The 22,078-nt window shown below is 42.5% G+C and carries 31 protein-coding genes and 1 rRNA gene; 10 read left to right on the forward strand and 22 right to left on the reverse strand.

Features of this window, described 5'->3' with window-relative positions:
* The 19 genes from L1272_RS09125 to L1272_RS09215 form a co-directional block, all read right to left on the reverse strand.
* A 16S ribosomal RNA gene (locus L1272_RS09125) occupies positions 1 to 468 on the reverse strand; the annotation flags it as partial.
* A 735-nt stretch (positions 469 to 1,203) separates the two neighbouring features.
* Entirely contained in the window at positions 1,204 to 1,605 is a 402-nt protein-coding gene (rplQ, locus tag L1272_RS09130; protein ID WP_004589197.1) for a 50S ribosomal protein L17, read from the reverse strand.
* A 39-nt stretch (positions 1,606 to 1,644) separates the two neighbouring features.
* Positions 1,645 to 2,631 (reverse strand): DNA-directed RNA polymerase subunit alpha, encoded by a 987-nt coding sequence (locus L1272_RS09135; RefSeq protein WP_004589198.1) that lies wholly within the window; start codon positions 2,629 to 2,631, stop codon positions 1,645 to 1,647.
* A gap of 24 nt (positions 2,632 to 2,655) precedes the next feature.
* Positions 2,656 to 3,276: a 30S ribosomal protein S4 gene (gene rpsD / locus L1272_RS09140; RefSeq protein WP_036974007.1), complete on the reverse strand. Its 621-nt coding sequence runs from the start codon at positions 3,274 to 3,276 to the stop codon at positions 2,656 to 2,658.
* Positions 3,277 to 3,297: 21 nt separating this feature from the next.
* Positions 3,298 to 3,684, reverse strand: coding sequence for a 30S ribosomal protein S11 (gene rpsK, locus L1272_RS09145; protein WP_036974009.1), 387 nt, complete (start codon positions 3,682 to 3,684; stop codon positions 3,298 to 3,300).
* A gap of 13 nt (positions 3,685 to 3,697) precedes the next feature.
* A complete protein-coding gene (gene rpsM / locus L1272_RS09150) occupies positions 3,698 to 4,054 on the reverse strand; it encodes a 30S ribosomal protein S13 (protein ID WP_036974011.1) in 357 nt (118 codons plus the stop codon).
* 128 nt (positions 4,055 to 4,182) lie between these two features.
* Positions 4,183 to 4,296, reverse strand: coding sequence for a 50S ribosomal protein L36 (gene rpmJ / locus L1272_RS09155; protein WP_002959476.1), 114 nt, complete (start codon positions 4,294 to 4,296; stop codon positions 4,183 to 4,185).
* Between the two features lie 22 nt (positions 4,297 to 4,318).
* Entirely contained in the window at positions 4,319 to 5,647 is a 1,329-nt protein-coding gene (gene secY, locus L1272_RS09160; protein ID WP_036974013.1) for a preprotein translocase subunit SecY, read from the reverse strand.
* Positions 5,648 to 5,657: 10 nt separating this feature from the next.
* Positions 5,658 to 6,092: a 50S ribosomal protein L15 gene (gene rplO / locus L1272_RS09165; RefSeq protein WP_054554386.1), complete on the reverse strand. Its 435-nt coding sequence runs from the start codon at positions 6,090 to 6,092 to the stop codon at positions 5,658 to 5,660.
* A 4-nt stretch (positions 6,093 to 6,096) separates the two neighbouring features.
* Positions 6,097 to 6,279: a 50S ribosomal protein L30 gene (gene rpmD, locus L1272_RS09170; protein WP_016710201.1), complete on the reverse strand. Its 183-nt coding sequence runs from the start codon at positions 6,277 to 6,279 to the stop codon at positions 6,097 to 6,099.
* Between the two features lie 3 nt (positions 6,280 to 6,282).
* Positions 6,283 to 6,789: a 30S ribosomal protein S5 gene (gene rpsE / locus L1272_RS09175; protein WP_036974018.1), complete on the reverse strand. Its 507-nt coding sequence runs from the start codon at positions 6,787 to 6,789 to the stop codon at positions 6,283 to 6,285.
* A gap of 9 nt (positions 6,790 to 6,798) precedes the next feature.
* Complete coding sequence (rplR, locus tag L1272_RS09180) at positions 6,799 to 7,149, reverse strand: 50S ribosomal protein L18 (RefSeq protein ID WP_036974021.1); 351 nt, start codon at positions 7,147 to 7,149, stop codon at positions 6,799 to 6,801.
* Positions 7,150 to 7,158: 9 nt separating this feature from the next.
* Positions 7,159 to 7,692 carry a 50S ribosomal protein L6 gene (rplF, locus tag L1272_RS09185; protein ID WP_054554387.1) on the reverse strand — a complete coding sequence of 178 codons (534 nt, stop codon included), beginning with the start codon at positions 7,690 to 7,692 and terminating at the stop codon, positions 7,159 to 7,161.
* 13 nt (positions 7,693 to 7,705) lie between these two features.
* Complete coding sequence (rpsH, locus tag L1272_RS09190; RefSeq protein WP_054554388.1) at positions 7,706 to 8,098, reverse strand: 30S ribosomal protein S8; 393 nt, start codon at positions 8,096 to 8,098, stop codon at positions 7,706 to 7,708.
* 21 nt (positions 8,099 to 8,119) lie between these two features.
* Positions 8,120 to 8,425: a 30S ribosomal protein S14 gene (gene rpsN / locus L1272_RS09195; RefSeq protein WP_054554389.1), complete on the reverse strand. Its 306-nt coding sequence runs from the start codon at positions 8,423 to 8,425 to the stop codon at positions 8,120 to 8,122.
* 10 nt (positions 8,426 to 8,435) lie between these two features.
* Positions 8,436 to 8,975, reverse strand: a complete 540-nt coding sequence (gene rplE, locus L1272_RS09200) for a 50S ribosomal protein L5 (RefSeq protein WP_058586187.1) — start codon at positions 8,973 to 8,975, stop codon at positions 8,436 to 8,438.
* 16 nt (positions 8,976 to 8,991) lie between these two features.
* Positions 8,992 to 9,306, reverse strand: a complete 315-nt coding sequence (rplX, locus tag L1272_RS09205; protein WP_054554391.1) for a 50S ribosomal protein L24 — start codon at positions 9,304 to 9,306, stop codon at positions 8,992 to 8,994.
* Between the two features lie 10 nt (positions 9,307 to 9,316).
* A complete protein-coding gene (gene rplN, locus L1272_RS09210; protein WP_010378257.1) occupies positions 9,317 to 9,685 on the reverse strand; it encodes a 50S ribosomal protein L14 in 369 nt (122 codons plus the stop codon).
* Between the two features lie 275 nt (positions 9,686 to 9,960).
* A complete protein-coding gene (locus L1272_RS09215) occupies positions 9,961 to 11,904 on the reverse strand; it encodes an AsmA family protein (protein WP_235373240.1) in 1,944 nt (647 codons plus the stop codon).
* 230 nt (positions 11,905 to 12,134) lie between these two features.
* On the opposite strand from L1272_RS09215, the gene L1272_RS09220 reads away from it, so the two are divergent.
* From L1272_RS09220 to L1272_RS09235, 4 genes are all read left to right on the forward strand, one after another.
* The gene (locus tag L1272_RS09220; RefSeq protein ID WP_054554393.1) at positions 12,135 to 12,554 is read left to right on the forward strand and encodes a hypothetical protein; all 420 of its coding nucleotides are present in this window, start codon (positions 12,135 to 12,137) and stop codon (positions 12,552 to 12,554) included.
* Between the two features lie 8 nt (positions 12,555 to 12,562).
* On the forward strand, positions 12,563 to 12,763 hold the full coding sequence (locus tag L1272_RS09225; RefSeq protein ID WP_235373241.1) for a helix-turn-helix transcriptional regulator: 201 nt from the start codon (positions 12,563 to 12,565) through the stop codon (positions 12,761 to 12,763).
* Positions 12,764 to 12,914: 151 nt separating this feature from the next.
* A complete protein-coding gene (locus L1272_RS09230) occupies positions 12,915 to 14,081 on the forward strand; it encodes a hypothetical protein (protein ID WP_187490165.1) in 1,167 nt (388 codons plus the stop codon).
* Positions 14,082 to 14,369: 288 nt separating this feature from the next.
* Positions 14,370 to 15,047: a TorF family putative porin gene (locus L1272_RS09235; protein WP_054554395.1), complete on the forward strand. Its 678-nt coding sequence runs from the start codon at positions 14,370 to 14,372 to the stop codon at positions 15,045 to 15,047.
* Positions 15,048 to 15,112: 65 nt separating this feature from the next.
* On the opposite strand, the gene L1272_RS09240 is transcribed toward L1272_RS09235, so the two are convergent.
* Positions 15,113 to 16,006 (reverse strand): aldo/keto reductase, encoded by an 894-nt coding sequence (locus tag L1272_RS09240; RefSeq protein WP_054554512.1) that lies wholly within the window; start codon positions 16,004 to 16,006, stop codon positions 15,113 to 15,115.
* A 170-nt stretch (positions 16,007 to 16,176) separates the two neighbouring features.
* Here L1272_RS09240 and L1272_RS09245 point away from each other — a divergent pair, with 170 nt between their 5' ends.
* Genes L1272_RS09245 through L1272_RS09260 form a run of 4 tightly spaced genes read left to right on the forward strand, consistent with a single transcriptional unit; the run spans position 16,177 to position 20,040 of the window.
* Positions 16,177 to 16,887 (forward strand): YIP1 family protein, encoded by a 711-nt coding sequence (locus L1272_RS09245; protein WP_054554396.1) that lies wholly within the window; start codon positions 16,177 to 16,179, stop codon positions 16,885 to 16,887.
* Between the two features lie 48 nt (positions 16,888 to 16,935).
* Positions 16,936 to 18,102 carry an efflux RND transporter periplasmic adaptor subunit gene (locus tag L1272_RS09250; protein WP_054554397.1) on the forward strand — a complete coding sequence of 389 codons (1,167 nt, stop codon included), beginning with the start codon at positions 16,936 to 16,938 and terminating at the stop codon, positions 18,100 to 18,102.
* Positions 18,102 to 18,809, forward strand: a complete 708-nt coding sequence (locus L1272_RS09255) for an ABC transporter ATP-binding protein (RefSeq protein WP_138618388.1) — start codon at positions 18,102 to 18,104, stop codon at positions 18,807 to 18,809. The genes L1272_RS09250 and L1272_RS09255 overlap by 1 nt, the downstream gene beginning before the upstream one ends.
* A complete protein-coding gene (locus tag L1272_RS09260; protein WP_138601053.1) occupies positions 18,802 to 20,040 on the forward strand; it encodes an ABC transporter permease in 1,239 nt (412 codons plus the stop codon). Before L1272_RS09255 ends, L1272_RS09260 begins: the two co-directional genes overlap by 8 nt.
* Here the strand turns inward: L1272_RS09260 and L1272_RS09265 are convergent, their stop codons facing one another.
* Both L1272_RS09265 and L1272_RS09270 read right to left on the reverse strand, forming a co-directional pair.
* Entirely contained in the window at positions 20,041 to 20,364 is a 324-nt protein-coding gene (locus tag L1272_RS09265; protein WP_054554400.1) for a Bor/Iss family lipoprotein, read from the reverse strand. It lies immediately after the preceding gene.
* Positions 20,361 to 20,675 (reverse strand): Bor family protein, encoded by a 315-nt coding sequence (locus L1272_RS09270; protein ID WP_054554401.1) that lies wholly within the window; start codon positions 20,673 to 20,675, stop codon positions 20,361 to 20,363. Before L1272_RS09270 ends, L1272_RS09265 begins: the two co-directional genes overlap by 4 nt.
* A gap of 175 nt (positions 20,676 to 20,850) precedes the next feature.
* Between L1272_RS09270 and L1272_RS09275 the strand changes: the two genes are divergently transcribed.
* The gene (locus L1272_RS09275) at positions 20,851 to 21,705 is read left to right on the forward strand and encodes an endonuclease/exonuclease/phosphatase family protein (protein WP_235373242.1); all 855 of its coding nucleotides are present in this window, start codon (positions 20,851 to 20,853) and stop codon (positions 21,703 to 21,705) included.
* A gap of 8 nt (positions 21,706 to 21,713) precedes the next feature.
* On the forward strand, positions 21,714 to 22,076 hold the full coding sequence (locus tag L1272_RS09280; protein ID WP_235373243.1) for a DUF5329 domain-containing protein: 363 nt from the start codon (positions 21,714 to 21,716) through the stop codon (positions 22,074 to 22,076).
* Positions 22,077 to 22,078 lie beyond the last annotated feature (2 nt).

Here is a 22,078-nt window from a genome sequence, read left to right on the forward strand (position 1 = left end):
TATTAACACTTAACCTTTCCTCCTTACTGAAAGTGCTTTACAACCCGAAGGCCTTCTTCACACACGCGGCATGGCTGCATCAGGCTTGCGCCCATTGTGCAATATTCCCCACTGCTGCCTCCCGTAGGAGTCTGGGCCGTGTCTCAGTCCCAGTGTGGCTGATCATCCTCTCAAACCAGCTAGGGATCGTCGCCTTGGTGAGCCATTACCTCACCAACTAGCTAATCCCACTTGGGCTAATCTTATGGCGTGAGGCCCGAAGGTCCCCCACTTTGGTCCGTAGACATCATGCGGTATTAGCAGTCGTTTCCAACTGTTGTCCCCCACCATAAGGCATATTCCCAAGCATTACTCACCCGTCCGCCGCTCGTCAGCAGAGTAGCAAGCTACTCTCTGTTACCGCTCGACTTGCATGTGTTAGGCCTGCCGCCAGCGTTCAATCTGAGCCATGATCAAACTCTTCAATTAAAAGTTTTTTGTTTGAAGTAAACTTCAAACCATGCTCAATGAATTCTGTATAAATTGACTATATAGTCACTCATAAGAAATTGAGACTCTAAATTTGTTTGCTCCACTTAATAAACTAAGCTTCGCTGTTAGAACTCAACCTGTACGAGTGCCCACACAGATGATTGCTTTATATTGTTAAAGAACGTTTGAGATACTTTTGCGTCTCAAGGGCTGTGCATTCTACGCAAGCCGTTATTTTTGTCAACACTTAATTTTGAGAAAAGTTTATTTTTTCAAAACTCAGTTTTACTTGACTCAACCAACTCGTCGTTTTGCTTTTTTGTAAGCAGTCCGCCGTGTCGGTGGATGCGCATTATAGGGAGATCCGAATTGAGATCAACTGTTTTTTGAAGTTTTTATGAAAAAAATGACTGTTCGCGCAAAATACGAACGAAACGAGTGAAAATAGCACTAAATTACTCGTATTATGGCTATTTAGGCAGTGTTTTTTATAAATGAGCTTGTATTTAAGTTGTATAGAAGGTGATTTAACTATAAAAGAACGCGAATTGATCTTTATATGTGATCTTAATTGCTGGGTGCTAGGTGCTAGATGCTAGGTGTTAGGTGCTTCAAGATTGCATGGTAATGTTTGGGGTTGATAGAGCTGTTTTATTGATAGTGAATTTTTAGTAGTGAATTTTAGAAAGTAAAAAGCCGAGCATAAGCTCGGCTTTTTGGTGTCTTTACGACTTACTCTGCAGACTGCGCGTCTTCTTGAACTTCTTCGTTTGTCGCTGGGCGACCAACTAGTTCAATATAAGCCATTGGTGCATTATCACCAGCACGGAAGCCACACTTAAGAATACGAGTGTAACCACCAGGACGGTCTGTATTACGTGGACCGATTTCGCTGAATAATTTACCAACTACTTCATTATCACGCGTGCGAGCAAACGCTAAACGGCGGTTTGCTACACTGTCAGTCTTAGCCAGTGTGATTAAAGGTTCAATTACACGGCGCAACTCTTTAGCTTTAGGCAAAGTTGTTTTGATGATTTCATGTTTCACCAAAGAACCAGCCATGTTGCTGAACATCGCTTTGCGATGGCTGCTGTTACGGTTTAATTGACGACCACTCTTACGATGGCGCATGACCCTATCCTTCTAACTAAACTAATATAGTGATTTAGATTATTCAGCTAGGCTTGCAGGCGGCCAATTTTCTAGGCGCATACCTAGAGAAAGACCACGTGAAGCTAGCACGTCTTTAATTTCAGTTAGAGACTTCTTACCTAAGTTAGGCGTTTTAAGAAGCTCAACTTCAGTGCGCTGAACTAAATCACCGATATATTGAATTTGCTCGGCTTTCAAACAGTTTGCTGAACGTACTGTTAGCTCAAGATCATCAACTGGACGAAGCAGAATAGGATCGAATTCTGGCTTCTCTTCTTTCTCTTCTGGCTCAGTTACATCACGTAAATCTACGAATGCATCTAATTGCTCAGCTAAGATAGTAGACGCACGGCGGATCGCTTCTTCAGGATCTAGAGTGCCGTTTGTTTCCATATCAATGATTAACTTGTCTAAGTCTGTACGTTGCTCAACACGGGCTGATTCAACCGAGTACGCAATACGTTCAACTGGGCTGAATGATGCATCAAGCAGCAGACGACCAATTGGACGCTCATCGTCATCAGAGGATAAACGACTAGATGCCGGCACATAACCGCGACCGCGCTCAACACGAATACGCATGCTGATCTCGCTGCTATCTGTCGTAAGGTGACAGATAACGTGATCTGGGTTGGCGATAGTTACATCACCATCGTGCTGAATATCAGCCGCAGTCACAGGGCCTACACCAGATTTAGTCAGGGTCAGAAAAACTTCATCTTTGCCTTCTAAAGTTACTGCTAGACCTTTAAGGTTTAACAGAATTTCAATGATGTCTTCTTGTACGCCCTCTTTCGCGCTGTACTCATGCAATACACCGTCGATTTCTACTTCAGTTACTGCACATCCAGGCATAGATGATAACAGTATACGGCGTAAGGCATTACCCAAAGTGTGACCAAAGCCACGCTCTAATGGTTCTAAAACTACTTTAGAACGCGTTGGGTTGATAGCGTCGATATCGACTAACCTTGGTTTTAGGAATTCGGTAACAGAACCCTGCATTTTATCCTCTCTTAACTCTTAACTTTACTTAGAGTAAAGTTCGACGATTAGTTGTTCGTTAATGTCCGCAGACAGATCTGAACGCTCAGGTAGGCGCTTGAAGCTACCTTCCATTTTCTTACCGTCAACTTCAACCCAAGTCGGCTTTTCACGTTGCTCAGCCAACTCTAGAGCAGCGATGATACGTGCTTGTGTTTTTGACTTCTCACGAATTACAACAGTATCTTCTGGAGTAATTACGTATGAAGGAATGTTCACAACACGACCATTAACTAAAATCGCTTTGTGGCTTACTAACTGACGTGCTTCAGCGCGTGTGCTAGCAAAACCCATGCGATATACAACATTGTCTAAACGTTGCTCTAAAAGCTGTAACAAGTTTTCACCTGTATTACCTTTAAGGCGAGCAGCTTCTTTGTAGTAGTTACGGAATTGCTTTTCTAATACACCGTAGATACGACGTACTTTTTGCTTTTCACGTAGCTGTAAACCGTAATCAGATAAGCGACCTTTACGAGCGCCGTGCTGACCAGGTGCAGTCTCAAGTTTACACTTAGAGTCGATAGCTCTTACGCCGCTCTTAAGGAACAGGTCAGTACCTTCACGACGACTCAGCTTGAGCTTAGGGCCCAAATATCTTGCCATGTTATTTCTCCTAACCTATTGTTAAACGCGACGTTTCTTCGGTGGACGACAACCATTATGAGGGATTGGCGTCACGTCAGTGATGTTGGTGATACGGTAACCAGCAGCATTCAAAGCACGTACAGCAGATTCACGACCTGGACCTGGACCTTTGATGAAAACTTCTAGATTTTTTAAACCGTATTCTTGAGCAGCAGTACCTGCACGCTCTGCAGCAACCTGAGCCGCGAATGGAGTAGATTTACGTGAACCACGGAAACCTGAACCACCTGCTGTTGCCCAAGATAGTGCATTACCTTGACGGTCGGTAATTGTTACAATAGTGTTGTTGAAAGAAGCATGAACGTGAGCCATACCATCAGCAACTTGCTTTTTAACCTTCTTACGACGAATTGGTGCTTTAGCCATAATCTACCCCACCTTATTTCTTGATAGGCTTGCGAGGACCCTTACGAGTACGCGCGTTAGTCTTAGTACGTTGACCACGTAGTGGTAACGAACGACGGTGACGTAGGCCACGGAAACAACCAAGGTCCATAAGGCGCTTGATATTTAATGTAACTTCACGACGAAGGTCACCTTCTACAGTGTACTTGCCAACTGCTTCACGCAATACGTCAAGTGTTTCGTCTGAAAGTTCACCGATTTTTGTGGTCTCGGCGATACCAGTCGCTGCTAAGATAGCCTTAGAGCGAGTCTTACCTATGCCATAAATAGCAGTTAAACCGATAACTGCGTGTTTATGATCAGGGACGTTAATGCCAGCGATACGGGCCACTAACACATCTCCTATATTTGAATTTGGTAATCATCTGTTTGAAAAGCCCGTAAGGATACTCAAACGAAGACCAAATCACAACTAAAAACACAGGCCGAGTAAATAACTCAGCCTGCACGACTGTTTAATTAGCCTTGCCTTTGCTTGTGCTTAGGCTCACTGCAAATTACGCGTACTACACCAGCACGTTTAATAACTTTACAGTTACGGCATATTTTCTTAACGGAAGCACGTACTTTCATTGCTCAACTCCGTAAAATGACCTTATCGACCGTAGCCTTTAAGGTTTGCTTTTTTCAGCACAGAATCATACTGATGTGACATCAGATGCGTCTGTACTTGTGCCATAAAGTCCATGATTACAACAACGATAATCAAAATTGATGTACCGCCGAAATAGAATGGCGTTTGCCATGCCATAGTCATGAATTCGGGCACCAGACAGATAAAGGTTATATACAAAGCACCTGCCAATGTCAGGCGTGTCATCACTTTATCAATGTATTTAGATGTCTGCTCACCTGGACGAATACCTGGGATAAATGCGCCAGATTTTTTCAGGTTATCTGCTGTTTCACGCGGGTTAAATACCAACGCGGTGTAGAAAAAGCAGAAGAAGATAATAGCCGCAGCTAAAACCATCGCATATAAAGGTTGACCTGGAGTCAACGTTGTAGCGATTGCTTGTAGCACATCAGCGACCGGACCTTCACCCTGGCCGAACCAGCTTGCAATTGTACCAGGGAACAGAATTATACTGCTAGCAAAGATTGGTGGAATAACACCCGCCATGTTTACTTTCAGTGGTAAGTGCGTGCTTTGAGCAGCAAATACCTGACGACCTTGTTGACGCTTTGCGTAGTTAACGACGATACGACGTTGGCCACGTTCAAAGAATACAACTAGGTAAGTAACAGCGAATACGATTACAGCAATCAATAACAGTACAAGTACATTCAGATCACCTTGGCGCGCCATTTCGGCTGTCGAACCAATAGCAGACGGCAGGTTAGCTACAATACCAACAAAAATCAGAACTGAGATACCGTTACCGATACCACGCTCTGTAATTTGTTCGCCCAACCACATTAGGAACATAGTACCAGTTACTAAACTCACTACAGCAGTGAAGTAGAAACCGATACCTGGGTTAACAACTAACCCGTCCATCATGCCCGGTAAGCTGGTAGCAATACCGATTGATTGGATTGTAGCAAGCACAAGCGTGCCGTAGCGTGTGTACTGGCTAATTTTCTTACGCCCTTGCTCACCTTCTTTCTTAAGCTCTATAAACGGCGGATACATATGCGTTAATAGTTGCGTAATAATCGAAGCCGAGATGTACGGCATAATACCCAGTGCTAACACTGAAGCGCGCTCAAGCGCACCACCGCTGAACATGTTAAACATTTCAACAATGGTGCCCTTTTGTTGCTCGAAGAAATCGGCAAGTACAGCGGCGTCAATCCCAGGGATCGGCACGAATGAACCTAGACGGTAAATAATGATAGCACCTAATACAAATAGTAATCGACGCTTCAATTCCGAAAGCCCACTTTGTGCACTTTTCATATCTTGACCTGGTTTAGCCATTAGTACTTCCTTAGTCTTCTACCTTGCCTCCGGCAGCTTCGATAGCTTCGCGAGCACCTTTAGTCACTTTAAGACCTTTAACGGTAACTGCGCGTGAAACTTCGCCAGATTTAACTACTTTAACGAACTGGATGTTCTTTTTAACTAGACCAGCTGCTTGTAACGCGTTTACGTCTACTACATCGCCTTCAACTTTAGCGATTTCAAAAAGGTTAACTTCAGTAGATACTAATGATTTACGTGAAGTGAAACCAAATTTAGGTAGACGACGTTGCATAGGCATTTGACCGCCTTCGAAACCAACGCGTACTTTACCGCCAGAACGTGATTTTTGGCCTTTATGACCACGGCCACCAGTCTTACCAAGACCAGAACCAATACCACGACCTAGACGTTTCTTTTCAGTTTTTGCACCAGCAGCAGGTGAAAGTGTATTCAAATGCATCGAATTAACCCTCAACCTTTACCATGTAAGAAACTTGGTTAATCATACCACGCACACATGCTGTGTCTTCTAACTCAACAGTGTGATTGATACGACGTAGACCAAGACCGCGTAATGTAGCTTTATGCTTCGGTAAACGACCGATAGAGCTCTTTACTTGTGTTACTTTTACAGTTTTATTAGCCATGGTTTACCCCGTGATTTCGTCAACGCTAAGACCACGTTTAGCAGCGATTGACTCTGGAGAGTTCATGTTCTCTAGAGCAGCAATCGTTGCACGAACGATGTTGATCGGGTTAGTTGAACCGTATGCTTTTGACAATACGTTCTGTACACCAGTTACTTCTAGTACTGCACGCATCGCACCACCGGCGATGATACCTGTACCTTCAGAAGCAGGCTGCATGTATACTTTAGAACCCGCGTGGCGACCCTTGATTGGGTGCTGTAGCGTGTTACCGTTAAGGTCTACACTGATCATGTTGCGACGTGCTTTTTCCATTGCTTTTTGAATAGCAGCTGGAACTTCACGTGCTTTACCATAACCAAAACCTACTTTACCTGCGCCGTCACCAACTACTGTTAGTGCAGTGAAGCTAAAGATACGACCACCTTTAACCACTTTAGACACACGGTTTACCGCGATTAGCTTTTCAGCCAAATCAGGCTGTTGTTGCTTTGCTTCTACGTTAGCCATTGTCTACTCCTAGAATTGCAGACCGGCTTCACGCGCTGCATCAGCAAGCGCCTTCACACGGCCGTGATATTTAAAGCCACTGCGATCAAAAGCAATCTTTTCGATGCCTTTGTCAGCTGCACGTTCAGCAACCGCTTTACCAACTGCTTGAGCAGCTGCAACGTTACCTGTGCCTTTAACTGTTTCGCTAATTGCTTTTTCAACAGTAGAAGCAGCAGCCAGTACAGTACCCTCAGCAGTAACTACTTGAGCGTAAATGTGACGTGGCGTGCGGTGGATAACAAGACGCGTTGTGCCTTGTTCAATGTAATTTCTACGAGTGCGCTTAGCACGACGTAGACGAGCTGTTTTTTTATCCATCGTCTTACCTTACTTCTTCTTAGCCTCTTTGCGGCGTACATTCTCGTCCGCGTAACGAACACCTTTACCTTTATAAGGCTCAGGTTTACGGTATGCACGGATGTTAGCAGCTGTTTGACCAACTAACTGCTTGTCTACGCCCTTAACTAGAACTTCTGTTTGGCTTGGTGTTTCAATCGTAATACCTTCTGGTACTTCGAAATTCACTGGGTGTGAGAAACCAAGAGTTAAGTCTAATACTTTGCCCTTAGCTGCTGCACGATAACCAACACCTACTAACTGAAGTTTCTTCTCGTAACCTTCATGCGTACCAACAACCATGTTGTTGATTAGAGCGCGAGCAGTACCTGCTTGTGCCCATGCATTAGCTACGCCTTCACGAGGTAAAGTTGTAATAACGTTGTCGTTAACTTGTACTTCAACAGCGTCGTTGATAGTACGAGTTAATTCACCGTTTTTGCCTTTAACTGTGATGTCCTGGCCTTTTAATGTAACTTCTACACCGGCAGGAACATTGATTGGTGCCTTTGCTATGCGAGACATAGTTCCCCTCCGATTAAGCTACAAAGCCAATGATCTCACCACCAACGCCGGCACTACGTGCTGCGCGGTCTGTCATTAGGCCTTTAGAAGTTGATACGATAGCGATACCAAGACCACCCATTACCTTTGGTAATTCGTCACGTTTCTTATAGATACGTAGACCAGGGCGGCTAACACGCTGGATGTTTTCAATAACAGCTTTGCCTTCGAAATATTTTAAATCGATAGAAAGCTCAGGCTTCGCTTCACCGCTTACAGCGTAATCTGCGATATAACCTTCATCTTTTAATACTTTAGCTACTGCTACTTTCAGTTTTGAAGTTGGCATCGTTACTGATACTTTCTTCGCTGACTGACCGTTACGGATACGTGTAAACAAATCCGCAATAGGATCTTGCAAGCTCATAGTCTTACTCCCGTGATACTATTACCAGCTAGCCTTTTTAAGGCCAGGAATTTCACCGCGCATAGCTGCTTCGCGAACTTTAATACGGCTCATGCCGAATTTGCGAAGGTAACCATGTGGGCGGCCCGTAACGTTACAACGATTACGTTGACGTGAAGAGCTAGAATCACGTGGTAAAGCTTGTAGCTTTAATACCGCGTCCCAACGATCATCGTCAGATGTATTAACATCACTGATGATAGCTTTTAGTGCCGCACGCTTTTCAGCGAACTGAGCAACTAATTTCGCACGCTTTGCTTCGCGCGCTTTCATAGAATTCTTTGCCATAACCCTACCCTTATTTCTTGAATGGGAAGTTAAACGCTTCTAACAACGCACGGCCTTCATCATCTGTTTTCGCAGAAGTAGTGATTGTGATATCTAAACCGCGAACACGGTCTACTTTATCATAATCGATTTCTGGGAAGATGATTTGCTCACGTACGCCCATGCTGTAGTTACCACGTCCATCAAAAGACTTAGCACTTACACCACGGAAGTCACGGATACGTGGGATAGCGATTGAAACCAAACGCTCAAAAAAGTCCCACATACGCTCGCCACGTAGGGTTACTTTACAACCAATTGGGTAACCTTCACGCACTTTGAAGCCAGCAACTGATTTGCGTGCTTTAGTGATTAGAGGTTTCTGACCAGAGATTGCTTCTAGATCCGCAACAGCGTTATCTAGGATCTTCTTGTCAGCTAGAGCTTCGCCCACACCCATGTTTAATGTGATCTTTTCGATCTGAGGGACTTGCATGACAGAGCTGAAACCAAACTTCTCTTGAAGCTCAGCAACTACTTTGTCTTTATATACTTCATGCAGTTTCGCCATCATTCTACTCCAACTATTAGATAGTTTTACCAGTAGATTTAAAGATACGTAATTTCTTACCATCTTCAATCTTGAAACCTACACGATCTGCTTTACCCGTTTCCGAGTTGTAGATCGCAACGTTTGATACGTCGATAGACGCTTCTTTCTCAACAATACCGCCAGCTTGGTTCAACTGAGGAACAGGCTTTTGGTGCTTCTTGATTAAGTTGATGCCTTCGACAAATACTCGACCAGATTCAGCAACAACTGAAAGCACTTTACCGCGCTTACCTTTGTCTTTGCCTGCTAGTACGATTACTTCGTCATCACGACGGATTTTTGCTGCCATGATAGACTCCTTATAGTACTTCTGGTGCTAGTGAAACGATTTTCATGAACTTTTCAGTACGAAGTTCACGAGTCACAGGGCCGAAGATACGAGTACCAATTGGCTGTAAGTTATCGTTTAAGATAACAGCCGCATTGCTATCGAAACGGATCAAAGAACCGTCCGGACGACGAACGCCTTTTTTAGTACGCACAACTACCGCGTTTTTAACATCACCTTTCTTCACTTTACCGCGAGGAATAGCTTCTTTTACAGAAACTTTGATGATATCGCCAACCGCTGCATAGCGACGGTGCGAACCGCCAAGGACTTTAATACACTGCACTTTGCGAGCGCCGCTGTTATCAGCAACGTCCAGCTGAGTTTGCATTTGGATCATGTTAATGACCTCCGGTGTAGAAATTACAACGCGCCTTAATTTTGTTTAAAATCAAGACATTTCGGTTAAATTCCACTCAAAAAACAAGCAAGTTGTCTCTTAAGGGCGGGCAATTGTAGCAGCAATGGCAAGGAAGTGGTAGGTTATTTTTTAATTAATTTGGAATTAATCGCAATGCTTGCATTGAGGAATTACAGCAGCTTGCTGGTTTGTTATTGATTATAAAACAAACAGGACGCAAATGCGCCCTGTTTTTGACTTTAATTAAATTTTTATTAATTACCAAATAGACCTTTTAATTTGTCTTTGATTTTATCTTTAGCTTTTTCTTTGACTTCTTCTTTAGCCGCATCACTGACATCTAGGCTATAACCAACATCATGGAATGGACCTTTGATACGCAGTGGAATTTTAAAGCCGGTACTGTCATCGGTCGTGCCTTGCCCTTCGATTGAATCAACAATCCCCGTTACCAAGCGATAGTCTACATTCGTCATAGGTAAATCAACTTTACCTGAGCCTGTAATGCGAATTAGCGGGCTAAGTAGGGATAGGTCTTTATTTTCACCAACACCGTTAGTGAATACAAAACTGCCCTGCAATGCCGAGAAGTCTGTTTGCTGTGAGTTATCAAAGCCTGTATCTAAACCTTCTGATACTGCACTCAAGTTACCTTTGATAAGCTCTTTTGCTTTACGAACCATCTCTGCAATGTTGGCCCCTTTTACCGCACCATCAGCAAACTCAAAGCCTAACTTACCATTTAAAGCATTGATAAAGCTCTTTTGGCTTTGACCTGTGGTCGTTAGATCCCAGTTTAGAGACCCTTTACCCATTAACTTATCGAAACCAGCCGCATCAGTTAGTAATGGCTGTGCATCGATTTTATCTAAAGAAAAGTTAGTACTAATTTTATAAGGTGTTTGCTTGGCGTTAACGGTGATGACACCTTTACCATTGCCTTCATAAGCAACAAACTTATCTAGACTGATTTTTGCCACGGCATTTTTTAGGTTCACCGTTAACTGGTTTTCACCAAGGGTAATATCATTTGCTTGTAAGCCGCTTGAACGCACGACTACATTTGCATCAAGTGCATTTAAGCCGCTCATATCAATTGCAGTATCATCCCAAACAATTGGTTGTGCTTGTGCATCTGCGGCAGGTTCTGCTTGCTCTTCTTTAGCTACGCCCTCTGGTAGGTAAGGGTTTAAATCAAGCATGCCCAAATCAATATCGGCATTCACAGCTAAACGTTCACCAAGCTTAATATCGCTTTTACCTTTAATTTGCAGCTCATCGAGGGTGGCAAGTAGCTCAGTAAGCTTAAACTGCTGTCCTTTTAGGTGCATTGAACCCTTTACATTAAAGGCATTAAACGCATTTTCTTTTGCATTAAGCTCAACACCTTGCCAACTCGCAATATTTTTAACAGAGTCACCACTGACAGAAAGAAGCCCTTGCACATCATTACCCATTTCTGCAATTGCACCTTTAAAATTTAAATCGACTAAGCGCGAATCAACCTCAGTGCTTACATTAAACGTTTCGCCTTCAATCGCTTTAACAGGTGTATCTAGCGTGACATCTAAATCAAAGCGCTCACCCATATAGGTAATACCGCCTTTTAATTCTAAGGTCTTACGAAGAGAAGGTAATAAGATTGCTAATTCTAAATCGCTTATCTGTTGCTTTGCCCCGGTTTTACCATCTAGATAAGTGAAAGTACCACCGTAGATTGCTACTTCACCAAGTTCGATATCAAAGTTATCTGGTAAGTTAACAGCGCCAGAACTCTTTTGCTGCTCTGTCTGTGGTTGCTCAGCAACCGCATCAAATAATTGCCAGTTTGCTTTACCATTTTTATCGGTTTCTAACAAAATTGTTGGTTCGTTAATAACGAATTTATCGAGCTTAAACTCACCGCCAAATAACGACATCCACGGGATACGGATAGCAAGTTGCTGCATGCTTGCCATATCTTTTTGCGAGCCAGTTTGCATATTGGCAAAGTGCACATCATTCAATTCGAGTTTTAATGATGGAAATACCGACAGCTTTTTATCGCCATTAATAGTCAGACTACGACCTGTGGTTTGTTCTACTTGCTCCGATACTTTATTAAATATCGCGTCTGTAGGAATGAGGAATGGTGCTGCGACTACCAATGCAATCAGTAATACGAAGATGACACCAACAATTTTCAGTAAGGTTTTCATAATCATCCTTAAAAATGGGCAAACAATGTTCATATCATAGCGGGAGTTAGGCGCAAATGCATTGCCCAACACACAAAAAGGTTTGTAAACAAGCTTAGGTACAAGAATATGAATCAGCGCTGAAACTTTTTGATACCTGTAGGTTACAAAAAGATCTTGACCGTATGATACCCTAGGGTTACATTGATACCTGTAGGTTACATTTGAGTTTAAAATAAAAGGAAACGATTATGTCTAAGCAAGATATCAAAACGGAAGAAAAGTTTATGAGTCATAACGCATGGTTTTCAATATTCATGGGAGTCACGTTATTAATTATTAGTGTTTACCCAATGCTCAAGCAAACATCAGTATTTTTACTGTTTATTGGTGTTGCCGCATTTTTAGGATCTTTCTTTATGTTTGTGATTAGAGGGGGATTTACATGGAAACTTGGTTATCGCCTTACTTATAAGGATGAATTTTTAAATACGATTGATACCATCGCTTATAAACATGTTGTGCTTGGATTGCTTTTTAGCATGGGGGCTATTTTTTTATTGTCTGATGAACTTGCTTTAAATGTATCTCATAGCATGATGGCCACATTTTACCTTGCCTTGATGTGTTTGATATATGGCGTATCAATTCTTTGGCAAAGTAGAGACTAGGTATAAAAGTGCAAAATAATATCGCTAAATTCCGCAAAGAAATGGGATTATCGCAGCAAGAACTTGCTGATGCCATTGCAGTATCACGTAAAACCATTAGCACAGTTGAAACAGGCCGCTTTATACCCTCGGTGATTATCGCGTTAAAAATTGCTGCTCACTTTGAACTCAGTGTTGAGCAATTATTTACACTCGATGACAATGATTAATAAACCACGTCAGTCGCAATCTTACTTATAAATTATCAGTAAGATTGCATCATTTCATTACTTCGGTATGATGCACGACCCTGTTGTTTTTGCACCCTGTGTACTAAAATTAAACAACCCAATTTGGTCAAAACTGGAGTATCGATTAAGCATGAAGAAACTGCTTATTTCACCGTCAAAAATGGCGCTTGGCGAGCAAGAAAGTCAAATTTATCAAAATATCCTCAAGCAAGCCTCTGATATCAGCTTAAACCTAATGGCAGTCAAAGTAGAAAACCACCCTCAAGACTTTTTAGGTTGGTGCTATGAGCTATTAAGTGCAAGCCGCGATCGCATTAACTACGATCTGTTAGAAGATAAGCAATTACCCACTCTTAAAAAACTTCATGACTTATTAATTTCTGCAATCAGCTTTTTGCAGCTAAAAACATTAAGGGTTGCGCCATGGCCTGTTATTGCAGGCTTCATCGAGCAGCATAAAGAGCTTGTAGCCCTTGATGAGCAACTACGCTTAGCTAAGTACATTGCTGCAATTAAATCGCAATCCCTAAAAGAGATGATCCCAGAAGACCGTTTAGCGTTTTCAGGTAAACACAGTGCCTCGCTTGATCCAAGTAGCTATAACTTCGACGTTGAATGGTTTGCTTCTACTAAGAACGCGAAAGGTTTCCACCAAATGTTGAGTGATTTACCAGGTGCGTTCGATGAGGCGCTTGCACACATTCCACTTGAGGGTGAAGTAACGCAAGAACATTATCAGCATTTTATGGTTGCTTACTTCATGGCATTTAATGGCAGCGATGAAAAGCCAACGCTTGCTCCTGCTACTCGCTTGCTTGCGATGCGCCGACCTGACGTGTTTACACCAATCGTAAATAGTAAACTTGATGCCCTTTGTGCGGCATTAGGTATTACTAAGCTTAATAACCGTGATTTTGAGCGCTACTGGCAAGATGTTATCGAAGCAATACATAACATGCCTTGGTTCAAAATGGCCAGTGCAGCAAATGAGCTTGAACAATCTCTGGTTGAAATCAAAGCCCTATTGCCTAGCTTCTTTTATTATGCAGATAAAAGTACCGCTGATAACTCAAACTATATTAAGTTGTTAAACAAACCTAAGAGTACCACGAGCTCAGCAGGTAAAAAGACCGTACGCCGTGGCAAAGAATCAGCTGAGATACTGGTAGACCGCGCACTAGCAAGTGATGATATCCCTGAACATATCAAAGCTAAGCGCGATTCAATCATCAGTGAAGTTGAAAAAGGCCGCAGTGTTGAAGAAACCATTAGTCTAATGCGTGCAATTTTCGGCTAAGTTACTCTCAAATAAGCAAAACCCGGTTGCTTCGCAATTGTGCAACCGGGTTATTTTTTGCACCACACATGTGCGCATGAACAATTCAAATAACCATCCTTTTCACAATTAAACAAGTTTAAAAGCCTGTTTTTAAAGCCTTTAAGCATAAAATATCCCGTTAGAAATTAACTTGGCACAACCAGTGCAATATCGTATCCAGACAACACATAGAAAATGTCCTCAAATAATAACCAGACTGCAATCTGAAAATGGGACAAAATCAACATAACAACAGGATACAGAAACATGCTAAAACTAAAAAAAACGGTCGCAGCAAGCGCCCTTGCGCTATTAACTTTGAGCTCAACATATAGCTATGCAGAAGTCACAGCAAACGCTGCGGCAACTTCAAACTACTTATGGCGTGGTCAAGAGCAAGGCGGTGGTGATGCTGCAATCCAAGGTGGTATCGACTACGCAAGTGAATCTGGCTTTTATGCGGGTACTTGGGTATCGAATGCTAGCTGGGCTGACGACATGACTTACGAGCTAGACCTTTATGCTGGTTTTGGCGGTGAAATCAATGAAACCTTTAGCTACGATGTTGGCTACATTTATTATGCATACCCAGATGCAGCGTCTTACACAGATGCAGACTTCTCAGAAATCTACGGTAGCATTAGCATGGGTAGTTTCACCTTTGGTGCAGCAGTCCTAGCAACATCAGCAGCAAGCGGTGACGGTACAGATTTTGGTGACTCTCTATATTTAAATGCTGACTACAGCTTCCCAGTTGGCAGTACCGGTGCAGAAATGGCCCTTCACCTAGGTCATTACTCAGGGGATTTCATTGGTGATGATGACATCATCGACTACGGTGTTTCAGTGTCGAAAGACGGCTTTACTTTCGGTCTTTCAGACAACGACATTGATGGTTCAGATGTAAAAGTGTACGTCGCTTACGCGGTTGACTTCACTTTATAAAGAATGTGTTACTTGCTGCAACACGAAGGGCCGTTAAGGCCCTTTTCTCATTTATATCAATACACTTATGGTACACTATGACCAGTTGAGCCTTGCCAAATGCGATACCATTGTTCACGGTTCATAGTAAGCTGCTTAGCGTCAACAGCTGATTTAACACGCTCAATATTACCCGTACCAAGTACCACAGACGGTGCACTTGGGTGCATTAACAGCCAAGCATAAACAACCTGATCAATGGCTGTGGCGCCAATTTCAGCCCCAACCTGCTCCAACACTGCACGTAAACGCACCGCTTTTTCATCTTCACTTGAGAATAAGCGACCCCCAGCTAATGGAGACCAAAGCATAGGTTTGATATCAAGTAATTGGCATTGGTCTAAGCTGCCATCATCAAGGGCTTTCATCTCGTAAGGTGAAAACTCAATTTGATTAGTCACAAGCTCAAAGTCTAAACGCGACTGCAACAAGCTAAGTTGCGATGGGGTAAAATTAGATACACCAAAGTCAAGCACATCACCATTTGCTTTTAGGGTATTAAATGCTTGTGCCATTTCATCGGCGTTCATCAAGTAATCAGGGCGATGAATAAGTAATACATCTAAACGATCAGTGCTGAAGTTTTTAAGTGACTGCTGTGCCGAGGCAATAATATGCGCGGCACTTGAATCATAATGATTTGCTTTGCCTTGTAGCCCTAGGCTTGCAAACGCAGGCTTAATACCGCATTTAGTGATTATTTTGATTTCATCACGAATACTTGGTTTTAGTTTAAGTGCTTTACCAAATTCAGCTTCACAACCGTATTCACCGTAAATGTCAGCGTGATCGGTATGTGACACCCCCATTTCAATTGCATTTTCTAAAAAACTTAAGCATTGCTGGGGCGTTATCTGCCAATCTAGCAAACGCCAGAACCCTAATACCAACTCATCAATACAACGATCATTGCTATTCACCATAACGACCTACTTTTCCTAATAAATTCGACTCAAATTAACTCTTTAACCATATCACAGATTTACCAATCACAGCTGTTAACATACAGTTACAAAATAGATTGCTAATTTGTTACTAAACAGGATATTTTAGTACCTAAAAACAAATGTTATAAAACAAGGAATAAAAAATGAAATCGTCAAATGTTATGACTGCTTTGGTTGATATTTTTATCAGCCCAAGCAAAGCCTTTAATGGTTTAAAAGAGGCAAAAGGTTGGTCTTTTGTTGCCTTTATTTTACTTGCCGGCATTCTCGCTGCCAGCATGTTTGCTTTTTACAATAAGGCTGACCCGCAGTTTTTAATAGATCAACAAGTGGCAGCGGCCAGTGTTGATGCCACCATTGCAGAACAAAAAATGATTCGCCAAAGCATGGAGCAAACCATAGATATGCAAGTATGGTTTGCTATGTTTGGTGGCATTATTGGTTTGGCTGTTATTAATGCTCTAATGGCAGGCTACTACCTATTTGTATCTAAGCAAGACCCAGAAGCTAATTATGGCTATGGTGCGTGGTATGGCTTTGGTGTGTGGACTATGATGCCAATGATTATTTCAAGCCTAGGTTTACTCATCTTAGTATTAACTGCGAGTACCGACCAAATCTCACAGACGTTATTTAACTATGCTTCGATTAACCAACTTTTAATTGGTTTAGAAATTGGCCACCCATTCTACACCTTACTTGAAAGTCTCAATATCTTTTCTATTTGGGGTATTTTCATCGCAGCTATCGGTTTAAAGAGCTGGACTAATTTCACTTTCAATAAGGCGCTACTGTTTGCAGCCTTACCAAGTATTGTTATTTACGGTATTTGGACTGTAATCGCTCTCGTTTAATTCTGCTTTGAGCGGCAATATGCCGCTCTTAACTTCCAAGGAAGAAAGATGAAAAAAGCCATTATAATTGGCCTCGCTGTTACGGCATTTGTCGCTTTACTAATCTCAAAACAAGTCACAGGCAATAAAGATGCACCAGAAATGCATATTGCAGAAGTTGAACAAGGCAATATTGCCGATTCAATTTTAGCCTCTGGTAACCTAGTTTTTAACACCCAAGTGCAACTGCGCTCAGAAGTGACTGGCCGTGTAGCTAAAGTATTTGTAGAAGAAGGTGAAAGTGTCACTGAAGGCGATATTCTTATGCGCCTAGATACGACCGCGTTTGAATCTGAAGTTGCCCGCAATAAAGCCGTGCTTCGTGCGACCGAAATCGATATTAAACATAGCGAAACCCGATTAAAAAATATTGAGCGCCAATTAAGCCGCCAAAAAGAGCTTTATGAAGTGGGCCTTGCTGGCCAAGAAGTGTATGAAAACCTACAAAATGCCCGCGATTTAGCAAAAATAGATATTGAAGCAAAACGTGAAGCTTACAACCAAGCCCAAGCATCACTATTGATTGCTGAAGACCGTTTAAATAAAAGCGTGTTTCGCGCTCCAATGAGTGGCCTACTTGCTTCGGTAAATATTAAAGAAGGTGAAACCGTTATTGCGGGAACAACCAACATTATTGGCTCAGACTTGATGCTAGTAGCTGACCCCAGCGCAATATTAGCCGAACTTCGAGTGGATGAAACCGATATTGCCGGTATCAAACTAGACCAACATGCAGATATCTATGCTGCCGCTTACCCAAATCAACCTTTTACTGGTAAAGTCATAAACATTGGCACATCAGCAAAAAATCAAGCTGGTTCACAAGGCTTATCATTTAAAGTCAAGGTACTGCTTGATGCCACTGACCGCCAGCTTTATGCCGGAATGAGCTGCCGCGCAGAAATCGCCACAAGCATTGCCGAAAACGGCTTAAAACTGCCTATTGAAGCTATTCAAAAAGAGGATGATAGCTACTTTGTCTGGAAGCTTAACGCAGATAACACAGTAACTAAAACAGCTGTTACGGTAGGTATTTCTTCAGATATCGAACAAGCACTAACCAGCGGTGTTGCAAAAGGAGATCGTATTGTTATCGGCCCAGCTAGACCACTTAGCTCACTAAAAGAGGGTGATACGGTAGCCGTTAAAAACAGCCCTGAAAAAGGTGCTAGCTAATGTCTGTGGTGATCAAACTCAGTAATATCAATAAACAATACAAAATGGGCGAACAAGTTTTCAAAGCCCTTGATGATATTAATATTGAAATTGCTCAAAATGAGTATGTTGCCATTATTGGCCCTTCCGGCTCAGGTAAATCAACCCTGATGAACTTGCTTGGCTGCTTAGATACTCCCACCAGTGGTGACTACTATTTAAAAGATAAGCTCGTAAAGCGCATGACCGAAACGGAGCTTGCTCATCAGCGTAATGAAAGTGTTGGCTTTATTTTTCAAAGTTTCAATTTATTACCAAGAGCATCCGCCCTTGAAAATGTTATGCAGCCCTTAGTGTATCGATTTATCTCAGCCAAAGAGCGAAAGCAACAAGCGCTCGAATCATTACAACGGGTTGGTCTTGGCGATAAGGTGAATCACCTTTCAAGCCAACTTTCTGGTGGTCAACGTCAACGTGTCGCTATAGCTCGCGCACTAGTTACTAAGCCCCATATTCTACTTGGTGATGAGCCTACCGGTAACCTAGATAGTAAAACCACCACTGAAATCATGGCGCTGTTTGATGAGCTTCATAACGAAGGACACACCATTATTTTGGTTACTCACGAACAAGATATTGCTGATCACTGCCAACGTGTTATTCGTTTAGTTGATGGCAAAGTTGTTAGTGATACCCGCAAAGGCGAAGGAGCAAGACAACATGTTTAAATCTGCTATCGCTGTAATGGAAGGCACAAAAGCAGCACTGATGGCAATTAAAGCCAATGCAATGCGTAGTGCCCTTACCTGCTTGGGCATTATTATTGGTGTTGCTGCAGTTGTGACCGTGGTAGCAGTAATGCAAGGGTTTACCAAGCAAATTAATGATCAGCTTGCTGATATGTCTCCAGATGTCACCAATATAAAGCCTTACACTAGCGTAGAAAAAGAAATGGTAGGGCAACAAGCAAAGTTAACCTACAGCGACTTTCTAACTCTAAAAGCACGCGTGAAAGAAGCTGAAACCTTTACTGCGCTTATGTTTACTTGGCGCTTTTCGGGTGCAGCAGAGTATGGCAATAAAAGCCATGCTTCACGGGTAATGGGCACAGAGCAAGACTACCAAAAAGCTTACCGCACCTACCCAGAACTCGGCCGATTTATTCGCGCAGAAGATGATGCAAAACGCCGTAGAGTGGCGTTTATTGGCCCTTCAATTATCGAAAAGCTTAACCTGCCTGAAAACCCTGTAGGTGAATATATCAAACTCGGTGGTGAGTGGTTTCGCATTATTGGTGTTGCTGAAAAACAAGGTAGTTTATTAGGTTTTGACCAAGACGATTACATTAATATTCCGATAAGTACCATGAGTGCGCTAGAGGGCGGCAGTGTTGATACCAATGTACAAATGATGTTTCGTTTGAAAGACGATGCTAACGAAGCGCAAGTACTGGCTAAAATTCGCCGCATCTTACGTCAATTACATAAACTGAAAGACGGTGAAGATGACGACTTTGAATTTGAAACCGCCGAAAAAGCCCGTGCTAATATCGATAAATTTACCGGAAGTGCAACCGCAATTACCGCGGGGATCGTAGGTATCAGCCTGGTAGTTGGTGGTATCGGAGTGATGAATATCATGCTGGTTTCGGTAACAGAACGTACGCGTGTGATCGGCACTTTAAAAGCATTAGGGGCAACACCTGGTTTTATTATGCTGCAATTTTTAGTTGAAGCGGTGGTGCTATCACTGTTTGGTGGTTTAATTGGTTTAGCGATAGGCTACGGTGCTGCGGCACTAATTTCAGTTTTAGTGCCGAGCATGCCAGATGCCTACATACCGGGTTGGGCGATTATGCTGTCATTTGGCTTTACTTCATTGATTGGTATTGTGTTTGGCTTAGCGCCCGCTATTAAAGCTGCACGCTTAAACCCAATTGATGCACTGCGTTATGAATAACTAGTCTGGCTTATAAGGTACTTGAGCGCAGCTTATTTCAACTGTTTTCGGGTACCAAATAGGCCCAACTTGGTTTACTGCAGCTTCAGCTAAACCATTGGTGAACGACTTATAAGTGTGAACAGTTTGCCATTCGGAATCAGGGCACTCCTCTGATAAGTCTACAGGCTCTGAACCTTCGTAAAGCGCCGCGGCAAAGTTATGATGCCATTGCTCTGTTGCAGGCGCTTTATTGGCTTGTGCAGCACTGCCATTATCAAAGTAGATATTTGTGCAACCACTTAAGGTTGCCACTAAAACAGTTGTTGCTAGTAGGCTTTTCATAATTGTTGCTCCTGTGCTTGTTGCTCACACCATACTTTTACTGTGTGAGGAGCATAAATTCCGAGTGTAACGAGTCCTAATGCTCCATCAGCGAATGTTTGTTGCGATTGCATTTGGGCAACTTTTTTATCTTGGCAAATAGCCTTTACATCAACGCGCTCTTCACCAACGAGGCCCCACAAAAAGAATGGGCGGCTATCTTGGTAATCAGCTTTAGTGGCTAATTTATTGGTTGTTTTTTCTGGCACTATGGTGACTGATGAACACGCTGTCACCGATAAGGCAAGCAGCATACAGGCCATTTGTTTCATGAGTAGTTCCTTTGTCTGAGTTGTTAAGCTCAGTAAGTATAAGAATATGAGTACTCATTTTGGGTAAGAAAGCGTATAGAAATTGTAGAAAATACTACAGTTTCTAACATTTACCCTTTGAACTAAACTGAGGCTATCGACGACTAACTCTCAAGGAAAGTAACTAAAGGTCATTATGACGGCATATCTGCGAATATTTTTATTACTTGTGTGTTTGAGTGTGCTGTCTTGGTATAGCTTTTCAAGCGATCCTAGCTCTGATGAGCAACAAGGTATAACCAAAACCGCTGTGAACCTTGCTAATTGCCAACAGCAATTAGCGCAAAGCCGCATGCAAACTTACGCTGAACATTATATTTTGCCCTATCAATTCAAGTTGTTAAGTTGGAATATCTACAAAGCACAAATAGATGGCTTGCTCACAGATTTGCAAAACCTAAATGCCGATGCTGATATTGTGTTACTGCAAGAAGCTATCGAAGAACCTGCGCTTACAAAGCTCAAACCTTATTGGCGCTTTGCTAAAGGGTATAAGAGTGGTGGCGTGCAATCTGGGGTTATGACACTCAGCCGCTGGCCAGCTACTGTGCATTGCACACTCACCCACAAAGAGCCTTGGCTACGTAGCCCAAAAGCCACCAATATTGTGGAATATGCGCTGCCAGATCAACAGTTATTACTGAGTATTAACCTGCATGCCATTAACTTTGCTTTTGGCGTTAGTGACTTTAAACAACAGCTAGACGATGCCGCCGCTATTATGCAAACGCATAAGGGCCCAATCGTATTTGCCGGTGATCTCAATACTTGGAGTGATGAGCGCCAAGCCTTATTACAGCAAACATTGACTCAGCTAGGTTTGCACGAAGCGATTTATTTAGATGATAAACGTACCAAAGCATTTGGGTTAGCACTTGACCAAGTATGGGTGCGCGGTGTCAAAATAAAGACAACCATAGTACCTGAGCTTGCAAGCTCAGATCATAACCCAATAATTGCAACCTTGACGATAGAGCATCAAACGCTATGAGATTATGTATGAGAAGATATTGGTTTATCGCATTAATATTATTGAGCATTAGCCAATTCTGTGATGCAGCCACCCCAGAACAAGAGATAAATCACCTCATTGATTTTGTCGCTAAAAGCGATGCCGTATTTATTCGCAACGGCACCGAGCACTCAAGCCAAGATGCTGCCGAACACCTAGCTATGAAGTATCGAAAAGCAACCCGCTATGCAAAAACTGCCGAAAAGTTTATCGAAAATCTGGCGAGCAAAAGCTCATGGAGCGGTAAGCCCTATAAAGTTAAACTCAGCAATGGTAACTTAATCAATGCAAAAGATTGGTTAAGCAATGAATTAAAAGAGTACCGTCGAAACCAACATATTCATAATTAAAA

Source organism: Pseudoalteromonas sp. PAST1 (genome assembly GCF_021532515.1).
GTDB lineage: Bacteria > Pseudomonadota > Gammaproteobacteria > Enterobacterales > Alteromonadaceae > Pseudoalteromonas > Pseudoalteromonas simplex.